16 protein-coding genes are annotated in these 20,832 nt (G+C 61.8%); 5 read left to right on the plus strand and 11 right to left on the minus strand.

The window, feature by feature from the left end:
- The first annotated feature begins 100 nt into the window (after positions 1 to 100).
- Positions 101 to 304, plus strand: a complete 204-nt coding sequence (locus tag O148_RS0100050) for a CopG family transcriptional regulator (RefSeq protein WP_026529302.1) — start codon at positions 101 to 103, stop codon at positions 302 to 304.
- The gene (locus O148_RS13780) at positions 301 to 693 is read left to right on the plus strand and encodes a type II toxin-antitoxin system death-on-curing family toxin (protein ID WP_035744144.1); all 393 of its coding nucleotides are present in this window, start codon (positions 301 to 303) and stop codon (positions 691 to 693) included. Before O148_RS0100050 ends, O148_RS13780 begins: the two co-directional genes overlap by 4 nt.
- On the opposite strand, the gene O148_RS0100060 is transcribed toward O148_RS13780, so the two are convergent.
- The 3 genes from O148_RS0100060 to O148_RS0100070 form a co-directional block, all read right to left on the minus strand.
- Positions 674 to 1,480, minus strand: coding sequence for a VOC family protein (locus O148_RS0100060; protein WP_026529303.1), 807 nt, complete (start codon positions 1,478 to 1,480; stop codon positions 674 to 676). The genes O148_RS13780 and O148_RS0100060 overlap by 20 nt on opposite strands.
- Complete coding sequence (locus O148_RS13785) at positions 1,480 to 2,301, minus strand: VOC family protein (RefSeq protein ID WP_051619623.1); 822 nt, start codon at positions 2,299 to 2,301, stop codon at positions 1,480 to 1,482. Before O148_RS13785 ends, O148_RS0100060 begins: the two co-directional genes overlap by 1 nt.
- A 240-nt stretch (positions 2,302 to 2,541) precedes the next feature.
- Complete coding sequence (locus O148_RS0100070; RefSeq protein WP_026529304.1) at positions 2,542 to 2,760, minus strand: DUF3073 domain-containing protein; 219 nt, start codon at positions 2,758 to 2,760, stop codon at positions 2,542 to 2,544.
- 222 nt (positions 2,761 to 2,982) lie between these two features.
- Here O148_RS0100070 and O148_RS0100075 point away from each other — a divergent pair, with 222 nt between their 5' ends.
- On the plus strand, positions 2,983 to 3,714 hold the full coding sequence (locus O148_RS0100075) for a septum formation family protein (protein ID WP_026529305.1): 732 nt from the start codon (positions 2,983 to 2,985) through the stop codon (positions 3,712 to 3,714).
- 112 nt (positions 3,715 to 3,826) lie between these two features.
- Here the strand turns inward: O148_RS0100075 and clpB are convergent, their stop codons facing one another.
- The gene (clpB, locus tag O148_RS13790) at positions 3,827 to 6,487 is read right to left on the minus strand and encodes an ATP-dependent chaperone ClpB (protein WP_051619624.1); all 2,661 of its coding nucleotides are present in this window, start codon (positions 6,485 to 6,487) and stop codon (positions 3,827 to 3,829) included.
- A gap of 261 nt (positions 6,488 to 6,748) precedes the next feature.
- The gene (locus O148_RS13795) at positions 6,749 to 7,705 is read right to left on the minus strand and encodes a metallophosphoesterase (RefSeq protein ID WP_051619625.1); all 957 of its coding nucleotides are present in this window, start codon (positions 7,703 to 7,705) and stop codon (positions 6,749 to 6,751) included.
- A 92-nt stretch (positions 7,706 to 7,797) separates the two neighbouring features.
- Between O148_RS13795 and O148_RS13800 the strand changes: the two genes are divergently transcribed.
- Both O148_RS13800 and O148_RS0100095 read left to right on the plus strand, forming a co-directional pair.
- Positions 7,798 to 9,138 (plus strand): carboxylesterase family protein, encoded by a 1,341-nt coding sequence (locus tag O148_RS13800; protein WP_035744147.1) that lies wholly within the window; start codon positions 7,798 to 7,800, stop codon positions 9,136 to 9,138.
- A gap of 53 nt (positions 9,139 to 9,191) precedes the next feature.
- Positions 9,192 to 11,216, plus strand: a complete 2,025-nt coding sequence (locus tag O148_RS0100095) for a penicillin-binding transpeptidase domain-containing protein (protein ID WP_026529306.1) — start codon at positions 9,192 to 9,194, stop codon at positions 11,214 to 11,216.
- On the opposite strand, the gene O148_RS13805 is transcribed toward O148_RS0100095, so the two are convergent.
- From O148_RS13805 to O148_RS0100125, 6 genes are all read right to left on the minus strand, one after another.
- Positions 11,213 to 13,567, minus strand: coding sequence for a PDZ domain-containing protein (locus O148_RS13805; protein ID WP_051619626.1), 2,355 nt, complete (start codon positions 13,565 to 13,567; stop codon positions 11,213 to 11,215). The two genes, O148_RS0100095 and O148_RS13805, sit on opposite strands and share 4 nt — an antisense overlap.
- Positions 13,567 to 15,324, minus strand: a complete 1,758-nt coding sequence (locus O148_RS0100105; RefSeq protein ID WP_157374427.1) for a type 2 periplasmic-binding domain-containing protein — start codon at positions 15,322 to 15,324, stop codon at positions 13,567 to 13,569. The genes O148_RS13805 and O148_RS0100105 overlap by 1 nt, the downstream gene beginning before the upstream one ends.
- A 124-nt stretch (positions 15,325 to 15,448) precedes the next feature.
- Positions 15,449 to 16,246, minus strand: a complete 798-nt coding sequence (locus O148_RS13810) for a DsbA family protein (RefSeq protein ID WP_051619627.1) — start codon at positions 16,244 to 16,246, stop codon at positions 15,449 to 15,451.
- Entirely contained in the window at positions 16,246 to 17,133 is an 888-nt protein-coding gene (locus O148_RS0100115) for a cation diffusion facilitator family transporter (RefSeq protein ID WP_240470747.1), read from the minus strand. Before O148_RS0100115 ends, O148_RS13810 begins: the two co-directional genes overlap by 1 nt.
- Before the next feature lie 326 nt (positions 17,134 to 17,459).
- On the minus strand, positions 17,460 to 17,855 hold the full coding sequence (locus O148_RS0100120; RefSeq protein WP_026529309.1) for a YccF domain-containing protein: 396 nt from the start codon (positions 17,853 to 17,855) through the stop codon (positions 17,460 to 17,462).
- Positions 17,852 to 20,767, minus strand: a complete 2,916-nt coding sequence (locus tag O148_RS0100125; RefSeq protein WP_051619628.1) for a glycoside hydrolase family 2 TIM barrel-domain containing protein — start codon at positions 20,765 to 20,767, stop codon at positions 17,852 to 17,854. Before O148_RS0100125 ends, O148_RS0100120 begins: the two co-directional genes overlap by 4 nt.
- Positions 20,768 to 20,832: the final 65 nt, after the last annotated feature.

The following is a 20,832-nucleotide window of genomic DNA, read 5'->3' on the forward strand; positions in this document are numbered from 1 at the left end:
CCTTGAGCTTGAGTCTACGTATTGGAGGGTCCTTTGGACATGAGCCCCACGTAACCTGTGGATAACTTTCGCCTGATACCGCAGTGGTATCATTTTTTGCATGGCCATGACCTTGAGACTCTCCGAGGAAGCACAGCGCGCCCTAGACTTGCTGGCCCGCGAAGACGGCGTGAGCAAACAGGAAGCCGCCTCGCGAGCAATCCTCGAGGCCGCCGCTCGGGCAACCGGCGATAAGAAGGTGCGCGAACTCGCGCGAGAGAGTTCGGAACGCTATCGACAACTGCTTGACCGGCTCGCCCAGTGAAGCCCGCGTTCCTCGATGTCGAGGACCTCGTGTCTATCGTGGATGAAATTGGCGTGGGGCCGATTCGCGACCTTGGCATCTTGGATTCGGCCGCACAGCGACCGCAGACTTTTCTCGGCGGCCAGTACGTCTACCGCGATGAATGCGAAATGGCGGCGGCGCTCTTGGAGTCAATTGGGCGCAATCATCCCCTTGTCGACGGCAACAATAGACTCGGATGGGTCGCCACGTACACGTTCTTGGCGCTGAATTCACTGGATCTAGATGCACCCGAAGACGACGCCTACAACCTTGTCATAGGCGTCGTCACGGGAAACATTCCCCTAGCCGTCTCGGCCGAAAGCCTGCGCGGGTGGACTCGCCCTCGCGCTACGCTTCATCGGGAGTGATCGGCTCGTCCGGTTGCTCCTTCATGCCCGGACTGGGTTGCATCAACATTAAGAAGGCACCGCCGGAGTCTTCGATTCCGGCCATTTGACCCAAATCGGGTACGTCCATTGTCGGCACCACGACTTTACCGCCCACCAAGTCGACGCTCGCAAGCGCGTCATCCAGGCTGGATACGGCAAAATAGGTCACCCAACTGGGTTGCGGCGTTTTCTTGTCCTGCGCTCCGGCAACCATCTTGCCGTCCACCAGAATGGAGTAGTAGGCGTCCGCTCCCTCGCCGTCCTTTTTCCACTGCACGCCCAACACGTCCTTGTAGAAGCGCAGATCCTCCGGAAGCGAATTGGCGTTGTACTCGTTCCAGATCACCGTTCCGGGCTGATTGACCAGTTCGGCGCCAAATTGGTCGCGTGCTTGCCAGAACCAGACATTGGCGCCGGCAGGATCCAGGCCGCCGAAGATGACTCCGTCATCGTCTCCCACCGTCATCGGTTGCATATGGAGTTTGCCTCCGGCGCCCGCGAACCTTTGCGCCGATTCCTGGGCGTCATCCACCGCAATGAAGGTGAGCCACTCGTCGCGTTTCCACCCGTCCCGGGCGCTTTCGCCCGGCGGCATGATGCCGGCGACGATCTTCCCGTCGAGCCGTGCGGTGAAGAACCCGTCTCCCGCTAGTTCCAGGGTCCACCCGAGAACCTTTTCATAGAAAATGACGGCGTCTTCGGGCTTGCCGCTGATCAGTTGCGGCCAGCACGGCGTACCTTGCGTGTATCCGGTTCTGACACTCATTAGGCCTCCAGTGCTTCCTCTTTGCCGCCAAGTCCTTCTTCGCCCTCTTCATTCATGTCCATGACCATGAAGAAACCCTGAACGGGATCGACAATGCCGGCCATCCGCCCGACCGTGGGAACATCAAAGGCCGGAATGGTGATCGTGGCACCCAGCGACTCCGCCTTGGACACCGCGCCGTTGACGTCATCAACACAGAAGTAGGTAACCCATGCGTTGGGCTGGTCAGACTGTTCGCGTCGCGTCATGCCGCCCACCGGATCGGAGCCGCTCTGGAACGTCCAGTACTCCATCAGGTCACCGGCCGGTTCCTTCTTCACACCGAGCCCCACAACGACGGTGTAAAAGACTCCAGACTTTTCCGGGTCGTCGCTGGAGAGTTCATTCCATACCAGCGTTCCGGGCTCGTTGACGAGTTGCGCCCCGATACGCGTGCCGGCCTCCCAGAATCCGACCATCGCGCCGGTGGAGTCGGTGGCGAAGAACATGCGACCGGAGCCGCTGCCGGTTCCCACCGGCAACATGATGTTATTGCCCCCAGCCTCGGTGACTTTAGCTGCAGTATCATCGACGTTGTTGGACGCCAGATAGGTGTTCCAGACGCTCGGTCGCCCTTCGCCGCCCGGCGGTACGCTGCCAATTCCGGCTACGTCTTTGCCGTTGATACGCGCGAGGTTGTATTTCATCCCGTCGCCGCCGTCGAGTTCTTCAAAATCCCAGCCAAACAAGCCCGAATAGAACTCTTTGGCTTTGTCCACGTCGGTGGCTTGCAGGTCAACCCAGCACGGGACACCCTCTTGATATGAGCTACGTTCAGGCATTGCGCATTCCCCTCCATTGAGCGTCGGTGCGCAGAGGATTCGGCAACGGCACCGACTGTCCTTCGCCCCGGCAAGACGCCGTGGGCCTCATGGAACCTACGCTACCCGTGCCAACGCGAAAAGTCTGCACTGTTTTTTGGCGCGAAAGTTTGGCACACTGCCCGAGGGTCTTAGACAGCCGTCATCACGGCGCGTTGATTCATCACCAGAGGGGGTGCCGAGAATTTCGTGCGGGAACGGTTAGCCGATGCGGCGGTCGTCCTCGTCTTCATACTCAGAGGAGTACTTATCTTTGTAGTCATCGTAATCGTCAGCTTCGATGGGCGCCGGAGTGCGCCCGCTGCGATTCGATCCGCCGGTTAGCTCCCGTTGCAGGGCAGCATAATCCGTCTCGGGGGAGAAGTACTTCATGTCCCGAGCTTGCTTAGTAGCCTTAGCCTTTTGACGGCCGCGCCCCATGGCGTGACCCCCTCTGTCCGTCGTTCCGGAGGCTGGGCAACTCGGCCAGAGTCGCGGCTCCAGATAATCTACAAATGTTTCGTAGTATCTAGATTACATGTTTTCGAACGTCTCTACGCACACGTAGGGCGATCTCGCTCGCCCACAGCGAAAAATTTCACGAATAATAGAAGACGTGCGTTCAGTCTTCTTTCACGTCGCTACGCAGGAGTAGAGCAGAGCATGACAAAAAACCCACACTATTCGTCCGAGTCGGCCGTGAAGCCCGGCGCAGCGGCGAACAACAAACCGGGCTCTACGCCCGCGGATTCCCCGCGCCCGCCCAAAAAGAAGAGCTCGAAATTTGGCTGGTGGATTGCCCTGGGATTGATTCTCGTAGCCGGTGCCGCCGTGGCAACCTACTTTGTCCTGAACCCCATCCAGCGCGAGGTGCCCAACGGTGTGAGTGCAAAGGACGTCAGCATCAGCGAGGTCCAGAGCGGGCAGTGTATGCGCAACTTCACCAACGTGAATGAAAACGTGGACATCGTGGACTGCTCCAGCCCGCACAATGCCCAGCTCATCGGCACCGAATCTGCACCGAAATCCGAGCCTTTCCCCGGGTCCGATATTCTGCAGCAGCGCTCCCAGCGAGTGTGCGACAGTTCGCCCCTGGACCCGCTGGTCGTCCAAGCACACCCAGACCTCAAGCAAACTCAGGGCCTGCCCACCGAAGAGAGCTGGGCGGCCGGAGACCGGCGCGTCGACTGCATCGCCTTCACCGAGAAGGACGACGCGCTCAAGGAATCTGTGCTTCTTGGTCCAGATAGTCCGGCAACCACCGCGCCGAGCGACCCAGGAGAGGTGATCGCACCCTCTGAGTCCGGCAAGACCACCCCGAGCGAACCCGCCACCAGCCAGCCCATCGAAACCGGTGAGGGCACCCCGACAGGCGAACCCACCAACGCCGAATAGGCGAGAGTCCCCCGCGCCCAGCCAGGAATTCTGGCACCCGCGCAACCGGCTTTCAGGCCGGCGCGGGGCTGGGAGAGGGGGACTCGCCGTCGTACTTCTCTTTGCCGCGCGCCTAGCGCTTGACGCTGATCACCAGACCGTCCTTGAGCGGCGCGGCGACCGGCATTTCGCCCTCGCGGACCTCGGTTTGCTCGTCGATGACATCCTCGAGCGGGTCCGGCGTGTCCACGGTGACGGTGTCGCCGTCCTGGATTTCGCCGGAGAGCAACCCCTTGGCGAGGCGGTCCCCGACTTCGCGCTGCACGAGGCGCCGGAGTGGGCGGGCGCCGAATGCCGGATCATAGCCGGTGAGCGCGAGCCACTCCTTCGCGGCATCGGTGACATCCAGGGTGAGGCGGCGATCCTTGAGGCGGTTCTGCAGCGAGGCGATCTGCAGGTCCACAATCTTGGAGAGCTGGTCCAGGCTAAGCGCGTCAAAGATGACGATCTCATCCAGACGGTTTAAGAACTCCGGTTTGAATGAGGCGTGCACAACCTTCATGACCGCTTCCTTCTTCTCTTCCTCGTCCATATTCGGATCGACCAGGAATTGCGAGCCGAGGTTGGAGGTGAGCACCAGGATCACGTTGCGGAAATCCACGGTGCGGCCCTGCCCATCGGTGAGGCGGCCATCGTCGAGAACCTGGAGCAGGATGTCGAAGATTTCCGGGTTCGCCTTTTCTACCTCGTCCAAGAGCACGACCGAGTAGGGGCGGCGGCGCACGGCCTCGGTGAGTTGGCCGCCTTCCTCGTAGCCGACGTAGCCGGGAGGGGCACCGACCAGGCGCGCCACCGAGTGCTTCTCCGAGTACTCGCTCATGTCGATGCGGATCACGGCGTGCGGGTCATCGAAGAGGAAGTCCGCAAGGGACTTGGCCAGCTCGGTTTTGCCGACGCCGGTGGGGCCCAAGAACAGGAAGGAACCGGTGGGGCGGTCCGGGTCGGAGACGCCGGCGCGGGCGCGGCGCACCGCATCGGAGACGACCTTGACCGCCATTTGCTGGCCGATCAGGCGTTCGCCGAGCTTGTCCTCCATGTGCAGCAGCTTCTCGGATTCGCCCTGAAGCATGCGGCCGGCAGGAATGCCGGTCCAGCTGGAAATGACCTCGGCAATGTCATCCGCGGTGACCTCATCGGCAACCATCGGGGTGGAGGCTTCTTTCTCTTCCTCTTCCTCGGCTTCCTGGGCGGCCTTCAGCTCGGTTTCCAGGGCGGGGATTTCGCCGTAGAGCAGCCGGGAGGCGCCGGCGAGGTCGCCCTCGCGCTGCATCTTTTCGGCTTGGCTCCGCAGCTCATCTACCTTGGCTTTGAGATCGCCGACCCGGTTAAGCCCGGCCTTCTCCGCTTCCCAACGCGCGTTGAGTCCGGCGAGTTCTTCCTTCTTGTCCGCCATTTCCTTGCGCAGGTTTTCCAGGCGTTCTTGGCTGGCCGGGTCGTTTTCGTGGCTGAGTGCGAGCTCTTCCATGGTCATGCGATCCACTTGGCGGCGCAACTGGTCGATTTCCTCCGGGGCGGAGTCGATTTCCATGCGGAGGCGGCTGGCGGCCTCATCGACCAGGTCGATTGCCTTGTCCGGCAGTTGGCGCCCGGTGATGTAGCGGTTGGACAGCGTTGCGGCGGCCACGAGCGCGGAATCCGAGATCGCGACCTTGTGGTGCGCCTCGTAGCGTTCTTTCAGGCCGCGGAGGATGGCGATCGTGTCATCGACCGTGGGTTCACCGACGTAGACCTGCTGGAAGCGGCGCTCCAGAGCCGGGTCCTTCTCAATGTTTTCGCGGTACTCGTCCAGGGTGGTAGCGCCGATCATGCGCAATTCACCGCGGGCGAGCATGGGCTTGAGCATATTGCCCGCGTCCATCGCTCCCTCGCTGGCGCCGGCACCGACCACGGTGTGGATCTCGTCGATGAAGGTGATGATTTGGCCATCGGAGTTCTTAATCTCCTCCAGCACCGCCTTCAACCGCTCCTCAAACTCGCCGCGGTACTTCGCACCGGCGACCATGGCGCCCAAATCCAGGGCAATGAGCGTCTTGCCGCGCAAGGATTCGGGGACATCCCCAGCAACCATGCGCTGTGCGAGTCCTTCCACCACGGCAGTTTTACCGACGCCGGGTTCACCGATCAGGACCGGGTTGTTCTTGGTACGGCGCGAGAGCACCTGGACCACGCGGCGGATTTCCGAGTCGCGGCCAATGACCGGGTCCAGTTTGCCCGAGGCGGCAATCGCGGTCAGATCGGTGCCGTACTTTTCCAGGGCCTGGAAGGTATTTTCCGGGTCCGGGCCGTTGACGGTGCCTTCGCCGCGGACGCTCGGGATCGCGGCCATGAGCGCCTGCGCGGAGGCGCCCGCGTCGCGGAGCACCTGGGCGCTCTGATCCGTACCCTCGGCGATTCCGATGAGCAGCGCCTCGGTGGAGACGTAGGTGTCCCCGAGCTTCTCTGCGGCCTGCTGTGCCGCCTGAATCACCTGCAACCCGGCGCGGGAAAGCTGCGCCTGGCCTACGTTGGAGCCGGACACCTTTGGCAGGCTCTTAATGATGGAACTAGCTTGAGTGCTCACCGCATCCGGGTCGGCACCGACGGCCTTGAGCAACGCCACGGCAACGCTTTCACGCTGATCCATGAGCGCCTTGAGAATGTGTGCCGGTTCAATTTGCGGATTTCCGGCGGTTGAGGCGTTCATCGACGCGGCCGATAACGCCTCTTGACTCTTTGTAGTGAATTTCGGGTCCAACTTTGAATGTCCTCCCTCTGGCTAAAACCACTGCGTAAAAAAGCGCGTGGTTACACGCTATGCCTAACCCGGCAAGTTCTAAAGTTGAGTCTAGTTGACTCAACTTTAGAACTCAAGATTTCCACAGGTTTTTCCACAAGTTCGCGGGGCGCCCTAACGGGAGCGCAAACGGGCGCGCGGGGCACGCTCGGCGCCCAAACGGGAGCGCAAACGGGCGCGCGGGGCGCCCAAACAAGCGCTCGACGCGCCCCGACCGGCACGCTAATCGCTCCCCACGAGCGGCACCGGATACGCCGCGATCCACTCTTCGCGCACAAAATCCCGCGCCCAGAGTTCCACCCGGTCCGCATATATCCGCACCTGCACCCCGGTGGCCGCCCTGCCCGGTTTGGGCCGCTCGCCGCCCGCGCCATCATCCTCATATTCGGTCTCGATCACACCGGTATTGACCGCCACAAACCCGTAGGGATTGCCTGTTCCAGGTACCACGCGCCGCACCGCCCAATCCGCCAAATGCAGCGACCAGTGCGTGTGCCCGGAGAAGAAGAACACGTTCGGGTACTGGCCAAGCACGGCGAGCAACCGCTCCGCCTCTAGGTAGTCGCGCTCAAAGATCCGGTTCCGAGTCCCCGACACCGTGTCCGGCAACGGATGGTGGCTAAACACCAACACCGGACCGCCACCGGCAGCCAGCGCGTCCAACCGCGCCTCCAACCACGCGAATTGCTCCTCGGAGAACCACACCTCATCCCGCAAGTTCGCATCGTGAAACCGCGAGTACCGCTCGGAACCGAGAATCAGCCCCGGCACGCCCGCACCCGGCACGTCCGCGTCCGGCGCCGCCCCAAACGACACCTCGGTATACACCCGATCCCGCCCCGCGAACCGATAAAACGATTGGAAGAGCTCCTCCTCACGCACCCCGTTGGGCCAGGATTCCTGGGCCGGGGTCCCCTCGTCCGCCCAGTGCGTCCGGTAAAACTCGTGGTTCCCGATCGCCCACTCGATCCGGCCGGCGTACCCGCTTTCGGCCAGCGCCTCGCGCACCGCGGCATATTCGGAGTCAAAGCCGCGCGGGGTCACATCCCCGACAACCACTACTCCATCGTCAAGCTCGTGCATGTGCGGCAACTGCGCGAGCGCCGCCTGAAAATCCGCGTGGTCGCCCTGCACATCGCTGAGCACATTAATGACCGCGAGCGCCCGATCAAATTCCATACCCTCACCTTCTCATCTAATCTGTGTAGCGGTAAGTGCCCATGTTGCACCCCAACATGGGCGTTTGGCGCTACATAGATGAGGCGGGCAGGATGGCGCGGCAGTTCCGGGGAATCAAGTACGCGAGCGCGGCCCGCTTTGGCATGCCGCACCTAGAGAAGTACGACGGCGATGCCGCCTCCCCGGAATCGACGCACCGAGGTGCCGCGCGAGTTTATAGCGCCTGGCAGAATCCGTTACTTTTTGACCGGGTCGTCGGGGATATGAGCCAAGGGCTTGTCTTTGGCGAAGATTGCCTGAACCTGAATGTCACTGTTCCGGATTCACGCGTCGAGGGCGATGCGAGGGCCGTTGTGGTCTACATCCACGGCGGCGCCTATGTTGCCGGGTCCGCACAAATTCACGGCTACGATCCAAGCGCCTGGGTGGACCAGGAAGACATTGTGGTGGTGAACATCAGCTACCGGCTCGGCGCCTTTGGTTTCATGGAGCTCCCAGGGATCACTCAAGAGGGACTCGGGGCGCAAAACCTGGGGCTGTGGGACATGGTCACGGCGTTGAAGTGGGTCCGCGACAACATTGCCCGCTTTGGCGGGGATCCGGACAAGGTCACCATCATGGGCCATTCCGCCGGAGCGGACGCCATCACGCATCTGCTCACCCTCCCGGAGGCGGCCCCGCTCTTCCGGCGCGCGATTGTGCAAAGCGCCCCGCTGGGGTTGCGTCGCGGCCGCGCCCAGATTGCCGAGGCGATGACGGCGGCATTTGTTGCCGATCTTGGGTCCACCGACGCCCGCACGGCCTCCCCGCAACGGCTGATCCAGGCCCAAGAGGTCGCCGGAAATGCCGCCGGAAAGTTCGGACTCGCCGCCGGAATGCCGTTCTCTGTTGTCCCCGGAAAGAACGGCGTCTCAGACGAAGCGACCGCAGCCCGGGCCATGACCGCCCTCGGCAACACCAAAGACGTGCTGATCGGCTACACGCATGACGATATTCTGCCCTTTATCCTGGGCACCCCGACCATTGAACTCTGGCACCAGAACCCGCTCGCGAAACACATGGTCTACCCCCTGGCCCGCGCCATAAACCCGGGCATGAACCGCATCGTTTTCGCGGGACCGGCCATGCAACTGGCCGATCAGCTCACCCGCGGCGGCTCGCGCGTGTACAGCTACCGTTTCGATTGGCGCTCGCCGGAGAGCGAATACCGAGCCTGCCACACCATCGAGCTGCCCTTTCTCTTGGGCGACCGCGACGCCTGGCAGAGGGCCCCGATGCTTCAGGGCGCCTCCTGGGCGGACATCGCGGCAAAGGGCGCGGTCCTCAAGAATGCGTGGGCGGAGTTTGCGCGCACCGGCAACCCCACACCTGACGGTTCCTGGCCCGCACACCGGGCGGGCCGGGGACCGAGCCGTATCTGGCCAAACAGTTAAGGCTAGTCTGTGTTGTGACGCACCACACGGTTCCCACTCTCGCAAAGGTACCCATGCTCCGCACGCACCGCCTCCCCCTGCGCGCCCTGCTCTGTGCACTCCTGATAGCGCTCGTCGTCCCGGTTTTGAGCGCCTGCATCCCGAGCGGCCAGAAACCCGATGACGCCGCCGCGAAACTGGTGGACGCCATCAACTCCGGGAAAATCGCCGATGCGCCGCTCACCGGCGGCACCGGTAGCGCGAGTACGCAGTTCGCCGAGATCCTGGATGCCATGAAACCGTGCGTTCCGGTGGCGAGCGCAGGGCCAGTGAAGGAGAACGACGGCGATGCCTCCGCCACGCTCAGCCTCGCCTGGCGCGATGGCCAGGGCGAGGATTTGGGGTGGAGTTATTCCACGGAGGTTCCCCTGACCAAGGGGGATGAGCAGTGGAGCGCAGACTGGTCGCCATCAATCCTTATTTCCGGTCTCCAAGACGACCAGATGTTGCGGCTGGAGCGCGAATTCCCCGAGCGTGCCGACATCTTGGGCGCCGATGGCACCGCCATTGTCACCGACCGCCCCGTCGTCACGATCGGGATCGACAAGGTCAAGCTCGCCGACGGCGACTTTGCGGCATCGGCCACCGCCCTGGGACAGCTGTTGGACATCGATCCAGCCGATATGATCGCCCAAGGCAAGGCCAGCGGGGATCAGGCCTTTGTCCCGGCGATCACTCTGCGCGAGGGCCCCGAACGCACCCCCACGAACGCGCAATTGGGCGAGATTCGCGGTGCCGTCACCGTTCCGGGAGAACGCGCGCTGGCACCCACCCGAGACTTTGCACGCATGCTCTTGGGCTCCACCGGGGAAGCGACCGCAGAAATTATCGAAAAGTCGGACGGGGAGATTAGCGCCGGTCAGATTGTCGGGCTGAGCGGTCTGCAACAGCGTTATGACCAGCAGTTGCACGGAACTCCCGGTGTCACGGTGCGGGTCACCGAGAAAGAGGTGTACGAGCAAGCCAAGAACGCGGGCGAACTCTACGACTGGTCGGCGGCGCGGGTGCTGTTCAACCGAGACCCCGTACCCGGCACACCCTTGCAAACCACGCTGGATGCGAAAGCACAGAACGCCGCAGATCAGGCCATCAAGGACGAGCCTTCCGCCTCAGCTATTGTGGCAATTAAAGTGTCGACCGGGGAGGTTCTCACGGCGGCGAACGGACCGAATAACGGCGCCACTGACGCCGCGTTGACCGGCCGTTTCGCCCCGGGCTCGACGTTCAAAATGGCCGGCGCGCTTGCCCTGATCCGCAAGGGACTTACTCCGGATTCGACCGTCCAGTGCCCGGCCACCACCACCATCGATGGGCGCACCTTCCAAAATTCGCCGGGAAACGGGGCCAGTGGCAATCTCTCGATTCCGTTCAAAGAGGCATTTGGCTACTCCTGTAATACCTTCTTCCTCAATGAGGCAGCGAACGTGTCCCAGGACGAGTTAGCAGACGCCGCAGCAAGTCTCGGCATCGGTGTTGAGGTGCCGGAGTTTGGTGCCGACGCGTTTTGGGGCTCGGTGCCACGAGAAGATTCCGGTCTTGAGCACGTCGCGTCGATGATCGGCCAGGGCCGAGTGCAAACCTCGACGCTAGCCCTGGCAACCGCGGGCGCATCCGTGGGCGCCGGGAAGCGGGTCACTCCGGTGCTTGTGAAACCGTCCGAGCAGGCGACGCCGAGCGACTCCGGCGAGCCCACGACTACCGGCTCTGGTGACCCCACGGCAACGGGAGATGCGAGCAGTGAGGTGGCATCGCCGTCGAACATCACCTCCTTGACCGCGGATGAGGCGGCCGCCCTGCAAACCCTCATGCGGCAAACGGTGATCAACGGGACCACGACGATTTTGCAGGAGCTGCCGGCGCCGCCCGCCATGGCCAAGAGCGGCACCGCTGAGTTCGGGACCGATAACCCGCCGCGCACGCACTCGTGGTTGGTCGCGATTCACGGCGATGTTGCCGCGGCCACTTTCATCGAGGAGGGCGAGTTCGGGGTGACCTCGGGTGCGCCGAATCTGCTGGCGTTTTTAAAGGCGGTCAGCTAGGCGGTCAACACGACGGGCGCCTGGTTGCGCCACACCTCGATGGTGCGGGGCGTGCCGGTGCTGGCTGCGTCCAGGAGTTCCGCGGTGCTGCGAATCTCGCGGCCGTCCACCGTGCGGATCACGTCGCCGGGTTGGACGCGGGCGGATTTGAAGGGGCCGAGCGTCAAGGTGTGGACAAACGCGCCGCTGTTGGTGTCCAGCCCGACCGCGGAGGCAAATTCGGCGGTGGCGATGTCGGTGACCCAGGCGCCCCACACCTCGGTCTGCGCACTCGTGGCGTCCCATTGTTCGGTGTCTTCCCAATCGATGGGAGGCGGGGTGTCGGTTTGTGTGTTGGTGGGCGGCGCGCCGAATCGGGTGGGGAGTTGCTCAAAGCCGAGCGCGCTGATCAGTTCCTTATTCATCACGGTGTAATCCCGCATTCCGGGGTTATCCCAGGGGTTGCCGCCGCGGAAATCCGGGTTGGCAATGAGGGAGTGGGCGTCGAAGGCGGCGGTGTCGCCTGCTGTGGCCGCATCTAACGTGGGGATGTCGATGCTCATGGGCTCGCCGTTGTTCCAAAAGGCGTTGTAGTCGGTGAGGCGACCGGCGTCCGCGGGGTCCGGGGTTCCGGCGAATTGGTAGGGGTATCGGCCCAGGATGATGTTGCGTGTCACCACGTCATAGTTGAGTGATTCCGACTGGTGGATGTGGATGCTGCCGTTGACCAGAATGTTGTTTTCGGCTGTGCGGTGGAAGCCGTCGCGGAGTTTGATGCCGGAGTTGGCGAGCAGGTTGTGGCACAAACGGTAATTGGAGGAGCCGTCGTCAAGGTCGATCGCCCAGGCTTTGGAGTGCCAGATGTAATTGCCGCAAATGTGGGTGGTGTCCCGCGCATCGAGCCCCGCGGCGAGGGCGCGTTCGGTGGTGCTGGTGTTGTCATGGGGGACGGGCCAGAATCGGTCGCGGCCCCAAGCGTTGATGGGACCGTGGTCGCCCGTTTCTTGGACCATGTTCCACAGGCTGTTGCCCTGGATGAGGTGGCCACCCCAGGTGCCGTCGTTGATATTGATGCCGGCACGCGGTCCGTCGTGGATGGTGTTGTGGCTCACGGTGATGCGGTGTGCCATGGAAATGTTGACCGCGGCGGTTTGTTTTTCGTGGCGGCCCATGCGGGACATCGTATTGCCGTAGACAGTGATGTCCCGAGGGTAATCCTCGGTTTGCGGGCCCGGAATGCGGTCGGTGACGGTGCGGAGGGTGTTGTCCCACGTGGACGCGCTGCGCACGGCGGACTGGTGGCCGAGGATCAGGATGTCGCTCGCGCCATTGTTGCGGAATGTGGAGTGGGTGATGCTGCAGTCTTGGGCGAAGCCGTCGATGAGGACGGCGTTGCCGCCGAGGGAGTCAAAGCCGCAATTTTCGAGGTGGATATTGCGGGTGTTTTGTAGGTGGATGGCCGCCTTGCGGACAACGGACCAGTCCCCCATGAGCAGCGGTTCGTAGGTTGAGTTGAAAAGAGTGCGGTGCGTACGGCCCAGTGTGATGCCCTCGATGCGGATGCCCTGGATGGGCTCTTCGGGGCGCTCGCCGCGGATCACGATGAGTTCGTCAAGTTCCCCGGTTTCGATGATCGCGTTTGTGAGGTCGGTGCCGGGCAGCGGGTAAATGGTCAGCGTGCCGGTGTCGGGGTCATAGTGCCACTCGCCGGGGGCGTCGAGTTCCTCGCGGATGCCTTCGACGAGCACGTGTTGCGGGTCGTATTCAGAGCCGCGCTGGTTATCGCCCACCCAGTCCAATGTGGGTTCGCCGTTGGGCTCGGTTCCGGTGATCCGGAAGGAATTTCCGCCCCACTCGTATTTGTGAAGGGCGCGCACCCGTCCCTCGCCGGGGTTGCTCCAGGTGCCAACGCGTTCGGCGCTGAGGGCGTCTGCGGCCGTTCCTTGAAGAATCTCGCCCTCGGTGTAATTGGGGTAGCGGGCCAGGGTTTGGCGTTGTCCGTCAATGAAGAGTTCGTCAAAGTCGAGGCCGGCGGCGATGGTGGCTTGGTGGGTGCCGTCTTGACGCTGCTCCCAAGTGCTTGTGATCCGTCGGCCGCCGAAGATGCGGGTGTGACCGGGAACGGCGGCTCGCCACGTGACGCTACCGGCTCCTTGTGGGGAGTCCTCGCTGGTGAACACCACGGGTTCTTCGAGGTAGATGGTCCCTGTGGGAACCGTGACCACGAGGGAGTGATACCCCGCCAGGATCAGGTCGCGGACCGCGCGCTGGGCTTCATGGATGGTGGCGGCGCGGGCCACAAGCTCGCCCGCGTCCGCGTGCGTAATGAGGAATTCGTGTGAATCAGTAGCGGTATCAGGATTAGTGCTCATTACTTTCCGTACTGGTCGTAGGCGCTCTGGTAGGTGTCGATAATGACGTTCATGCCGCGATCGGTGACGCCCTTTTGGTATGCCGACCAGTCCGAGTCGCTATTGGGGTCGCGTTTTCCGGACATGAATTCGGTCAGCGACTGCTGCACATAGCTCAAGACGTCCACCTCTTGGGTGGCGACGGCCGCGGACTGCTGATCGTCCAGGAATACCGGCGGGAATGTTTGATCCTGCGGGACGGCGTAGGGGAAGTAGAGTTCTTCCGACACTTCGCGCAGGGTCTTTTCTAGGTTCACCTTGTTGGGTTGCACCTCTTGGCCGTCGCGGAAATCCAGGGAGCGGAAGGTGGGTGCATTTTGCGCCCAGGATTTATCCTGCTGGTTTGCCTCGCTGAAGTTACCCCAGTAGATTGCCTGTTCTCCGGTCAAGCCCTTGGCGCCTTCCTTGGACCAATCCCAGGAGTCGCCCTTGATGCCGAAGACCGAGGCAAGAGTTGCTTCCAACTCAAACATTTGGTCAACCCAGGCGGCCGCCAGTTCTGGGGTTTTGCAGGACTTGGTGATGAGCACATTGAGGGACATGCCCACGTAGTAATTCCATGCCACGGTTGCTTTGCCCTGCGGCCCGTCGAAGGGGCGCAAGGCAACCCATTCTTCCACCTTGGGGTCGGAGGGGTCGGTGAAGTCGCCCGGCCACACCGCGGCGATCATGAGTGCGTTGCCGTCGGCGACCTGCTTCTTGAGCTGATCGATCGACTGCGCGAAATGCGCGGGGTCAATTGCGCCGCTCTTTCGCAATTCGGCAAGGTACTTCAGTCCGTTGCGAGTAGTGTCCTCCGTTTGCGGTGAATACAGTTTGCCGTCCCGGACCGCAAGGAGCTTAGTGGCGGCCTCGCTGCCGGGGTAGTAACCGAAGGCGCCCTGGACCATCATGTCGTAACGCAGCGCACCGCCGGGTGTGGGGTCTGTGTAAGTGGTGTACGCCTGGATGCCGGGGCGCTGCTGGCGGGCAGATTCCAAGACCTGCTTAAATTCTGCGGTGTTCGTGGGCATCTTGAGCCCAAGGGCGTCCATGGTGGGCTTGTGCACCCAGACTCGACCCCACCCGACTCGGCAGTGGTAGCAGTCGGTTTGTTGCGGCATCGCGTACAGGCCGCCGTCGGGAGCGTAAAGAGGTTTGGCCTGTTCCGGGAAGGTGTCCAGCATGTAGGTCGTGTTGGGGCAGTACTTGGCAACAATGTCTTTCAGCTCCAAGAAGATGCCTTGTTTCGCATAGGCATACATGGCGGACTTTGAGAGCGGATTCAGCAAGAACATGTCCGGCAATTCGTTGGAGGAGATCATGGTGTTGACCTTGGTGGTGCCGTCGGTGCCGGCGGGCAACACGATCCACTCGATCTTGACCCCGGTGCGCTTTTCAAACCATTTGGTCATGGCGTTGGTGTTCCAGTCGCCCACGAGTGTCGCCTGTGGCACGGCAACCCGCAACGTTACCGGCTCGCTGACCAGCGGCTCCGGTGTGTAGGCCTTGGGCCCCTTGTAGTTCGGTGGGAACTGAATTCCTTCGGTCGGGGTGGTCTTGGGGCCGCCTTCCGGCGGCATGACGCGATTCGCGTCGAGGTTAGAGCTTCCTTGTGGGCTCGAGGACGAGCACCCGGCCAGTCCCCAGGCGCCCGCCAGCGAGATCGCGACTCCACCCAGGATGGTCCGGCGACCGTATTCTTTAGCAACAACGCCGCTATTTGTTTGATGATTCATGGCAAAAGCCCCCGATCTACGAGCACCCCTCCGCGAATCCATCCCGTCATCGCAATAGGTTAGAGAAAGGCGCCCCGTGGAAACATCATACGTTTCCACGGGGCGCCAAACAAGGGGCTTCGCGCTATTTCACGAACCCGTTGAAGTAGTCCAGAACATCCTGGGCCGTCTTCATGCCCTTGAAGTCCGCAACCTGCCCATTGATAAAGAACGTCGGCGTGGAGTTCACTCCGAGTGCTTTACCGTCGTCAATATCGGACTGTACCCGGGCCTGCGTGGCGGGATCTGCAACGGCCTTGTCATAAGCGGCCATATCCAAACCGATCTGCTCGGCATAGCTGCGGAACAACTCAGCCTGAGAATCCTGCTTCTCGCCCCACTCCTTCTGGGTGGTGAAGAGCTTGTTGTACATATCCTCGAACTTGCCCTGCTGATTGGCGGCTTCCGCGGCCACGGCAGCATTCATACTGTTGTTGTGACCGGGTAGCGGGAAGTAGCGGACCACATAGTCAATCTTGTCCCCGTTAGCCTTTCGGAACTCCTCCATCACCGGATAGAACGCGCCGCACGCCTCGCATTCAAAGTCGAGGAATTCAACAATCTGCGCCTTCGCATCCGGATTGCTGTTGAGCATGATGCTGTTCTCGCGCACCAAGGTGGCGGGATCGGCAGTAGCGGACGGGTCCTGAGCGGGCAGCGCACCGCCGCTGGGGGCGCTCGATGAACTCTGAGCACCCGGAGAGGCCGAACTCGAGGCGCCCTGCGCACCGGTGTTGTCGGCCGATCCAGCATCGGCTTGCCCACGCAGGACGTTTGCGTAAATCAAGCCGACCACGACTCCCAGCACGATGACGGCGATAACCACCCAGATCACCGTGCGGACACGCTTTTGTCTTTCCGAATCGGATTTAGGGGTACTCATTAGTGGTGGATCGTCTCCTCTTTTTGATACGCGGGCGGTTCAAGCTGGAACGTGGAGTGTTCCACCGACACATCAAAATGTTTAGCAACACATTCTTGGAGGTTCTTGAGAATTTCCAGCATCTTGCCGTTGGCAAACGCCTCCGGCTCAATCGTCACGTGGGCGGACAGCTCGGGAGTCGTCGAGGAAATGAGAGTCGCGTGCAGGTCATGCACCTCGAGAACCCCGTCAATGCCCAGCATGTGCTCGCGCACCTGGTCCATGTCCAAGCCCTTGGGCGCGTTGCCCATCAGGACGCCCACCGTTTCAAAGAGGAGCTTCAAGGTACGTGGGATGATCAGACCGCCGATAATGAAGGACACGATCGAGTCCGCCTGATCGAAGCCGGTTGTGGCAATCACGATCGCCGCGACGATCACGGCCACCGAACCGAGCGTATCGTTGAGCACCTCGAGGAACGCGGCCCGGATATTGAAGTTCTTCTCGGTCTTGGAGATGATCCACAGGCCCACGAGGTTCACAATCAGGCCGAGAACGCCGACCCACAGCATGAGTTCGGAACCGACCTCCGGCGGCTCGAACAGCCGTCGAATCGCCTCGATGATGACAAAGATGCCGACCGCCAAGAGGATCAGCGCCTGGAATGCGGCGGCCACAACTTCGGCGCGCTTAAAGCCCCAGGTCTTTCGCGACGTTGCCGGACGCAGCGCGAGGGTTGCGGCCAAGAGCGCAATGAACAAGCCGGTCGCGTCGGTCAGCATGTGCGTGGCGTCCACCAGCAACGCGAGCGAGTTGGTAATGATCGCGGTGATGTACTCCACCACCATGAATCCGGCGATCAAGATAAAAACAATTAGCAGGTTGCGCCGCTGTGATTTCGACTTCACGTCAACGGCGTGATCGTGCCCAGCCCCCAATTTACCCTCCTAGGTACAAAGCGATGATGACATATTTCAATATATAAATATATTGCCCATCGTGCGCCGCGGTCAACTCCACCCTTTCGGCGCGAACCGGGGCGCCTGAAGCACCCCCACACCCCGGAAACGCACGACGGCGGGCCACCACCCGCCGTCGTACCTCACCTTGGCAACCACCTCACCAACGCAACCCGCGCCTCACCGCCCTCGCGCGACTTGCCATCTACAACGCAAAAGTGCGACCGAAAAGCGTTGCACATGGCAACTCGCGGTGGGGGCTGGGCGGTGCTGGTTTAGGCGGTGCGAATGTCCGTGCTGGTCGGGACGATCTCTTTGCCAAGCGGCATGAGCGAGACCGGGATCATTTTCAGATTCGCGATGGCCAGCGGGATGCCGATGATCGTGATGGCTTGCGCAAGGGCCGAAACCACGTGGCCGATCGCGATCCAGAGGCCCGCGACGACGAACCAGATCACGTTGCCGACGAAGGAGATCGGGCCGGTGCTGCCGCCCTTGTCCACAATCGTGCGGCCGAAGGGCCAGAGCGCGTAGGAGGCGATGCGGAAGGACGCGATGCCAAACGGGATCGTGATGATTAATAGGCAGCAGATGACTCCGGCCAGGAAGTAACCGATCGCGAGAAACAGTCCGCCAAAGACGAGCCAAATAATGTTCAACAGGGCTTTCATGCCTTGAACGTTACCTGCCAATGCGCGTCGCGGGCGAAGAGCTTGTGTTGCGGGAGCACGCCCGGGCCGCAGGAAGCGGTGCCGATCCCGTTCGCACCGTCATCCAGGATGAGGTACGTCTTGCCGTCCGGGGTCAGCTCGTTGGTGTGGTCGGCTTGTGCGAGCGCGGACTCCGACCACGGGCGAACCGTCAGGCCGAAGGCGTGGTCAGAGGCGGCGGCTTCCAGAGTGTCATCCAGCGCGAACCATTGGACCGCGTCGCGTCGGCCGTTTTCTTGGGGGCGGACATAGTTCTCTTGGAAGTCGACGAGACTCGTGGTGAACCAGCCAAGGTGGTTGGACTGGCCGGTGTCCGAGTACTTTTGCCCAGGCCCGAACCCGGCCCAACTGACGCTATTTGTGGGCGAGTCCAGCACAAACTCCAGGCCAATCCGGGCCAGCGGTGCCGCGAACGTGCCGAATGGCGTGGCGGTGGCCCTCAAGGTTAGGCCGCCGTTGCTCACACTGTAGCGCTCCTCAAGGGTGAAACCGTGCGAGAGTGCGGGCGGCGCCCAGCGGGTGGTGATGATGAGACCGGTCGCCTCTGTTGCAATGTTCTGCAGCGTGCGCTCAAAACGTGCGAGCCCCATGCGCTCCCATTCAACAGCCATGGAGTTCGGCTCCGGCGTCATCCAGTCGGTGAGCCGGTCATTGTCCGTGACCGGGCGATCCACCACGAGGCGAGGACCGCCGATGCTGAGCTTGCCGATCGCGGTGAGTTGGCCGGTCGCCTGATCAAAGGTGGCGCTCTGATTATTACCGAGGTCGAGGGTGATCTCCCCATCTCCCCCTTGTTGCACTGGCTCGGCTTGGGGGGCAGTCTGGATGGCAGTTTGCTCTGAGGCGGGGGCTTCCTGGAGCGGAACTGCTACGTCGGCTTGGCCGAAAGCGAGTTCATGATCCGCGTCGGCCCAGGGCGCGGCGTCTCGCAATGCCGCCCTGACCGTCAGCACGGCGCTCGCGTCCTGCGCGCGTTCGGGGAGCGGGATGGTGACAGTCTCGCGCGGGCCGATTGTCGGCACATCGAGGTCGAGGCGTTCGATATCTCCGGCACCGCGCTCGAGCCGAGCATGGAAATCAACGTGATCGCTGTCAATGAAGTCATAGCGGCTGGTGATGGTGACGCTGGACTTATCCGGCGCTACGGTGATCGCAAACGGGGCGATGACGCGTTTGTAGTCTTTGAGGCCGGGGCGCGGATTTCGATCGGGGTCGACCAGGCCGTCGGTGATGAAATTGCCATCGTGGATGACTTCGCCGAAGTCGCCGCCGTAGGCAAAATAGTCGGTGCCATTCTCATCGCGCTGGCGCACACCGTGTTCTAGCCATTCCCAAACAAACCCCCCGGCGAGACGGTCATAGCGCTCGAAGAGCTCTTGGTACTCGCTGAGTCCGCCCGGGCCGTTGCCCATGGCGTGCGCGTATTCGCACAGAATGAATGGCTTGTCTGGATTGGGGACGCGGCCGTGTTTCTTCATATTGGCCACCGTCTCGTACATCATCGAATGGATATCGGTGTAATCCACTGTGCGATCACCCTCGTAGTGGACGAGCCGGGTGTCATCAATGCTGCGGGCGGTGCGGGCCATCGCGGCCAAATTCTCTCCCGTGCCGGACTCGTTTCCGAGCGACCACATGAGGATGCTTGGGTGATTCTTGTCCCGGTGGACCGTGCGGGTCATGCGGTCAATCAAGTTCTTTTTCCACTCCGGCTCCACGCTGGGGTTACCTTCCCAACCGGGCCGGGTGCCAAAGCCGTGCGTCTCCAGGTCCGCTTCCAAAATGACGTACAGTCCCAGCTCATCCGCGAGATCCAGCATCGCGGCGTTCGGCGGGTAATGGGAGGTGCGGATGGCGTTGATGTTGTGTTGCTTCATGAGGCGAAGCTCGCGCTCCAGTGTTTCCGCCGGTACGGCTCGGCCGTAATCCGGGTGGAACTCGTGGCGGTTGACGCCGCGGAATTTAATCGGGGAGCCGTTGAGCAGCAGAATCCCGTTTTCCACGCTGACCGTGCGGAAACCGACACGCACCGTGAGGGTTTCTGCCTCGGTAGCGATGCGGGCTTCATAGAGTTTCGGCGATTCCGCACTCCAGGGTTCCACCTGGTCAATGACAATTTCGGTATTGACGGGTGCGCCGGTGATGCCCAATTCTTCGATCGAGACCGTCGCGTCGTCGGCATCGGAAGTAATCAGCAACAGGCCGCCACCGGTTTCTGCGTCATAGGACGCCTTGACGAACACGTCCTCGATTCCGCCGACGGGCCGGGCAATCAGATCTACATCGCGGAAAATACCCGGAAGCCACCACTGGTCCTGGTCTTCTACGTAGGACTGGGCCGAGTATTTTGCGACCTGCACGGCAAGGGTGTTCTCTCCCTCCACCAGCACACCCGAAACGTCAAACTCATTGGTGAGCCGTGAACCGGTGGCGACACCGAGTTCTACACCGTTCAGCCAGACGATCGCATGGGATTCAATCCCCTGGAAACGCAACACGGCATGCGGCTGATATTCAGGGCCGGCGCTGAAGGTCAGTACGTAATGTCCCACCGGGTTTTCCTGCGGGGTATGCGGCGGATTCAGCGGGAACGGATAGTTGGTGTTGGTGTAGTTCGGCTTGCCGTATCCGACAAACGGCCAGCTGGAGGGGACCACAATATCGTCCCAATCGCCGCTGTTCTCCCCCGCCTGCCAGCCGTCATCGAGGACTTGATCCACCGTGGGAACATAGTGAAACTTCCACGATCCGTTCAGACTCAGTGTCGGCGCATCTGTGCTGGCATGCGCGCGTGGCGCCACCGTCATGACGGAGGGCTCGTAGGATTCGATGCGGTCAATGTACTCGGTGACGGCTGGACGGCGTAGTTCCACGGTCGCTTCCTCCTGGAAGGTTGGAATGGTGAAAAGAAAACTTCCGGCACTCTCACTGTGAGACT

The sequence above is a fragment of the Haematomicrobium sanguinis DSM 21259 genome, assembly GCF_000688395.1.
GTDB classification, from domain to species: domain Bacteria; phylum Actinomycetota; class Actinomycetes; order Actinomycetales; family Micrococcaceae; genus Haematomicrobium; species Haematomicrobium sanguinis.

What these genes read in the sequence shown, in the direction of transcription:
- O148_RS0100095 (WP_026529306.1), top strand. Translation starts at nt 9,192, where the DNA reads ATGCTCCGCACGCACCGCCTCCCCCTGCGCGCCCTGCTCTGTGCACTC.
- O148_RS13785 (WP_051619623.1), bottom strand. Translation starts at nt 2,301, where the DNA reads ATGCCTGAACGTAGCTCATATCAAGAGGGTGTCCCGTGCTGGGTTGAC.
- O148_RS0100120 (WP_026529309.1), bottom strand. Translation starts at nt 17,855, where the DNA reads ATGAAAGCCCTGTTGAACATTATTTGGCTCGTCTTTGGCGGACTGTTT.
- O148_RS13805 (WP_051619626.1), bottom strand. Translation starts at nt 13,567, where the DNA reads ATGAGCACTAATCCTGATACCGCTACTGATTCACACGAATTCCTCATT.
- O148_RS0100050 (WP_026529302.1), top strand. Translation starts at nt 101, where the DNA reads ATGGCCATGACCTTGAGACTCTCCGAGGAAGCACAGCGCGCCCTAGAC.
- O148_RS13795 (WP_051619625.1), bottom strand. Translation starts at nt 7,705, where the DNA reads ATGGAATTTGATCGGGCGCTCGCGGTCATTAATGTGCTCAGCGATGTG.
- O148_RS0100105 (WP_157374427.1), bottom strand. Translation starts at nt 15,324, where the DNA reads ATGAATCATCAAACAAATAGCGGCGTTGTTGCTAAAGAATACGGTCGC.
- O148_RS0100075 (WP_026529305.1), top strand. Translation starts at nt 2,983, where the DNA reads ATGACAAAAAACCCACACTATTCGTCCGAGTCGGCCGTGAAGCCCGGC.
- O148_RS0100070 (WP_026529304.1), bottom strand. Translation starts at nt 2,760, where the DNA reads ATGGGGCGCGGCCGTCAAAAGGCTAAGGCTACTAAGCAAGCTCGGGAC.
- O148_RS13800 (WP_035744147.1), top strand. Translation starts at nt 7,798, where the DNA reads ATGGCGCGGCAGTTCCGGGGAATCAAGTACGCGAGCGCGGCCCGCTTT.
- O148_RS13810 (WP_051619627.1), bottom strand. Translation starts at nt 16,246, where the DNA reads ATGAGTACCCCTAAATCCGATTCGGAAAGACAAAAGCGTGTCCGCACG.
- O148_RS0100060 (WP_026529303.1), bottom strand. Translation starts at nt 1,480, where the DNA reads ATGAGTGTCAGAACCGGATACACGCAAGGTACGCCGTGCTGGCCGCAA.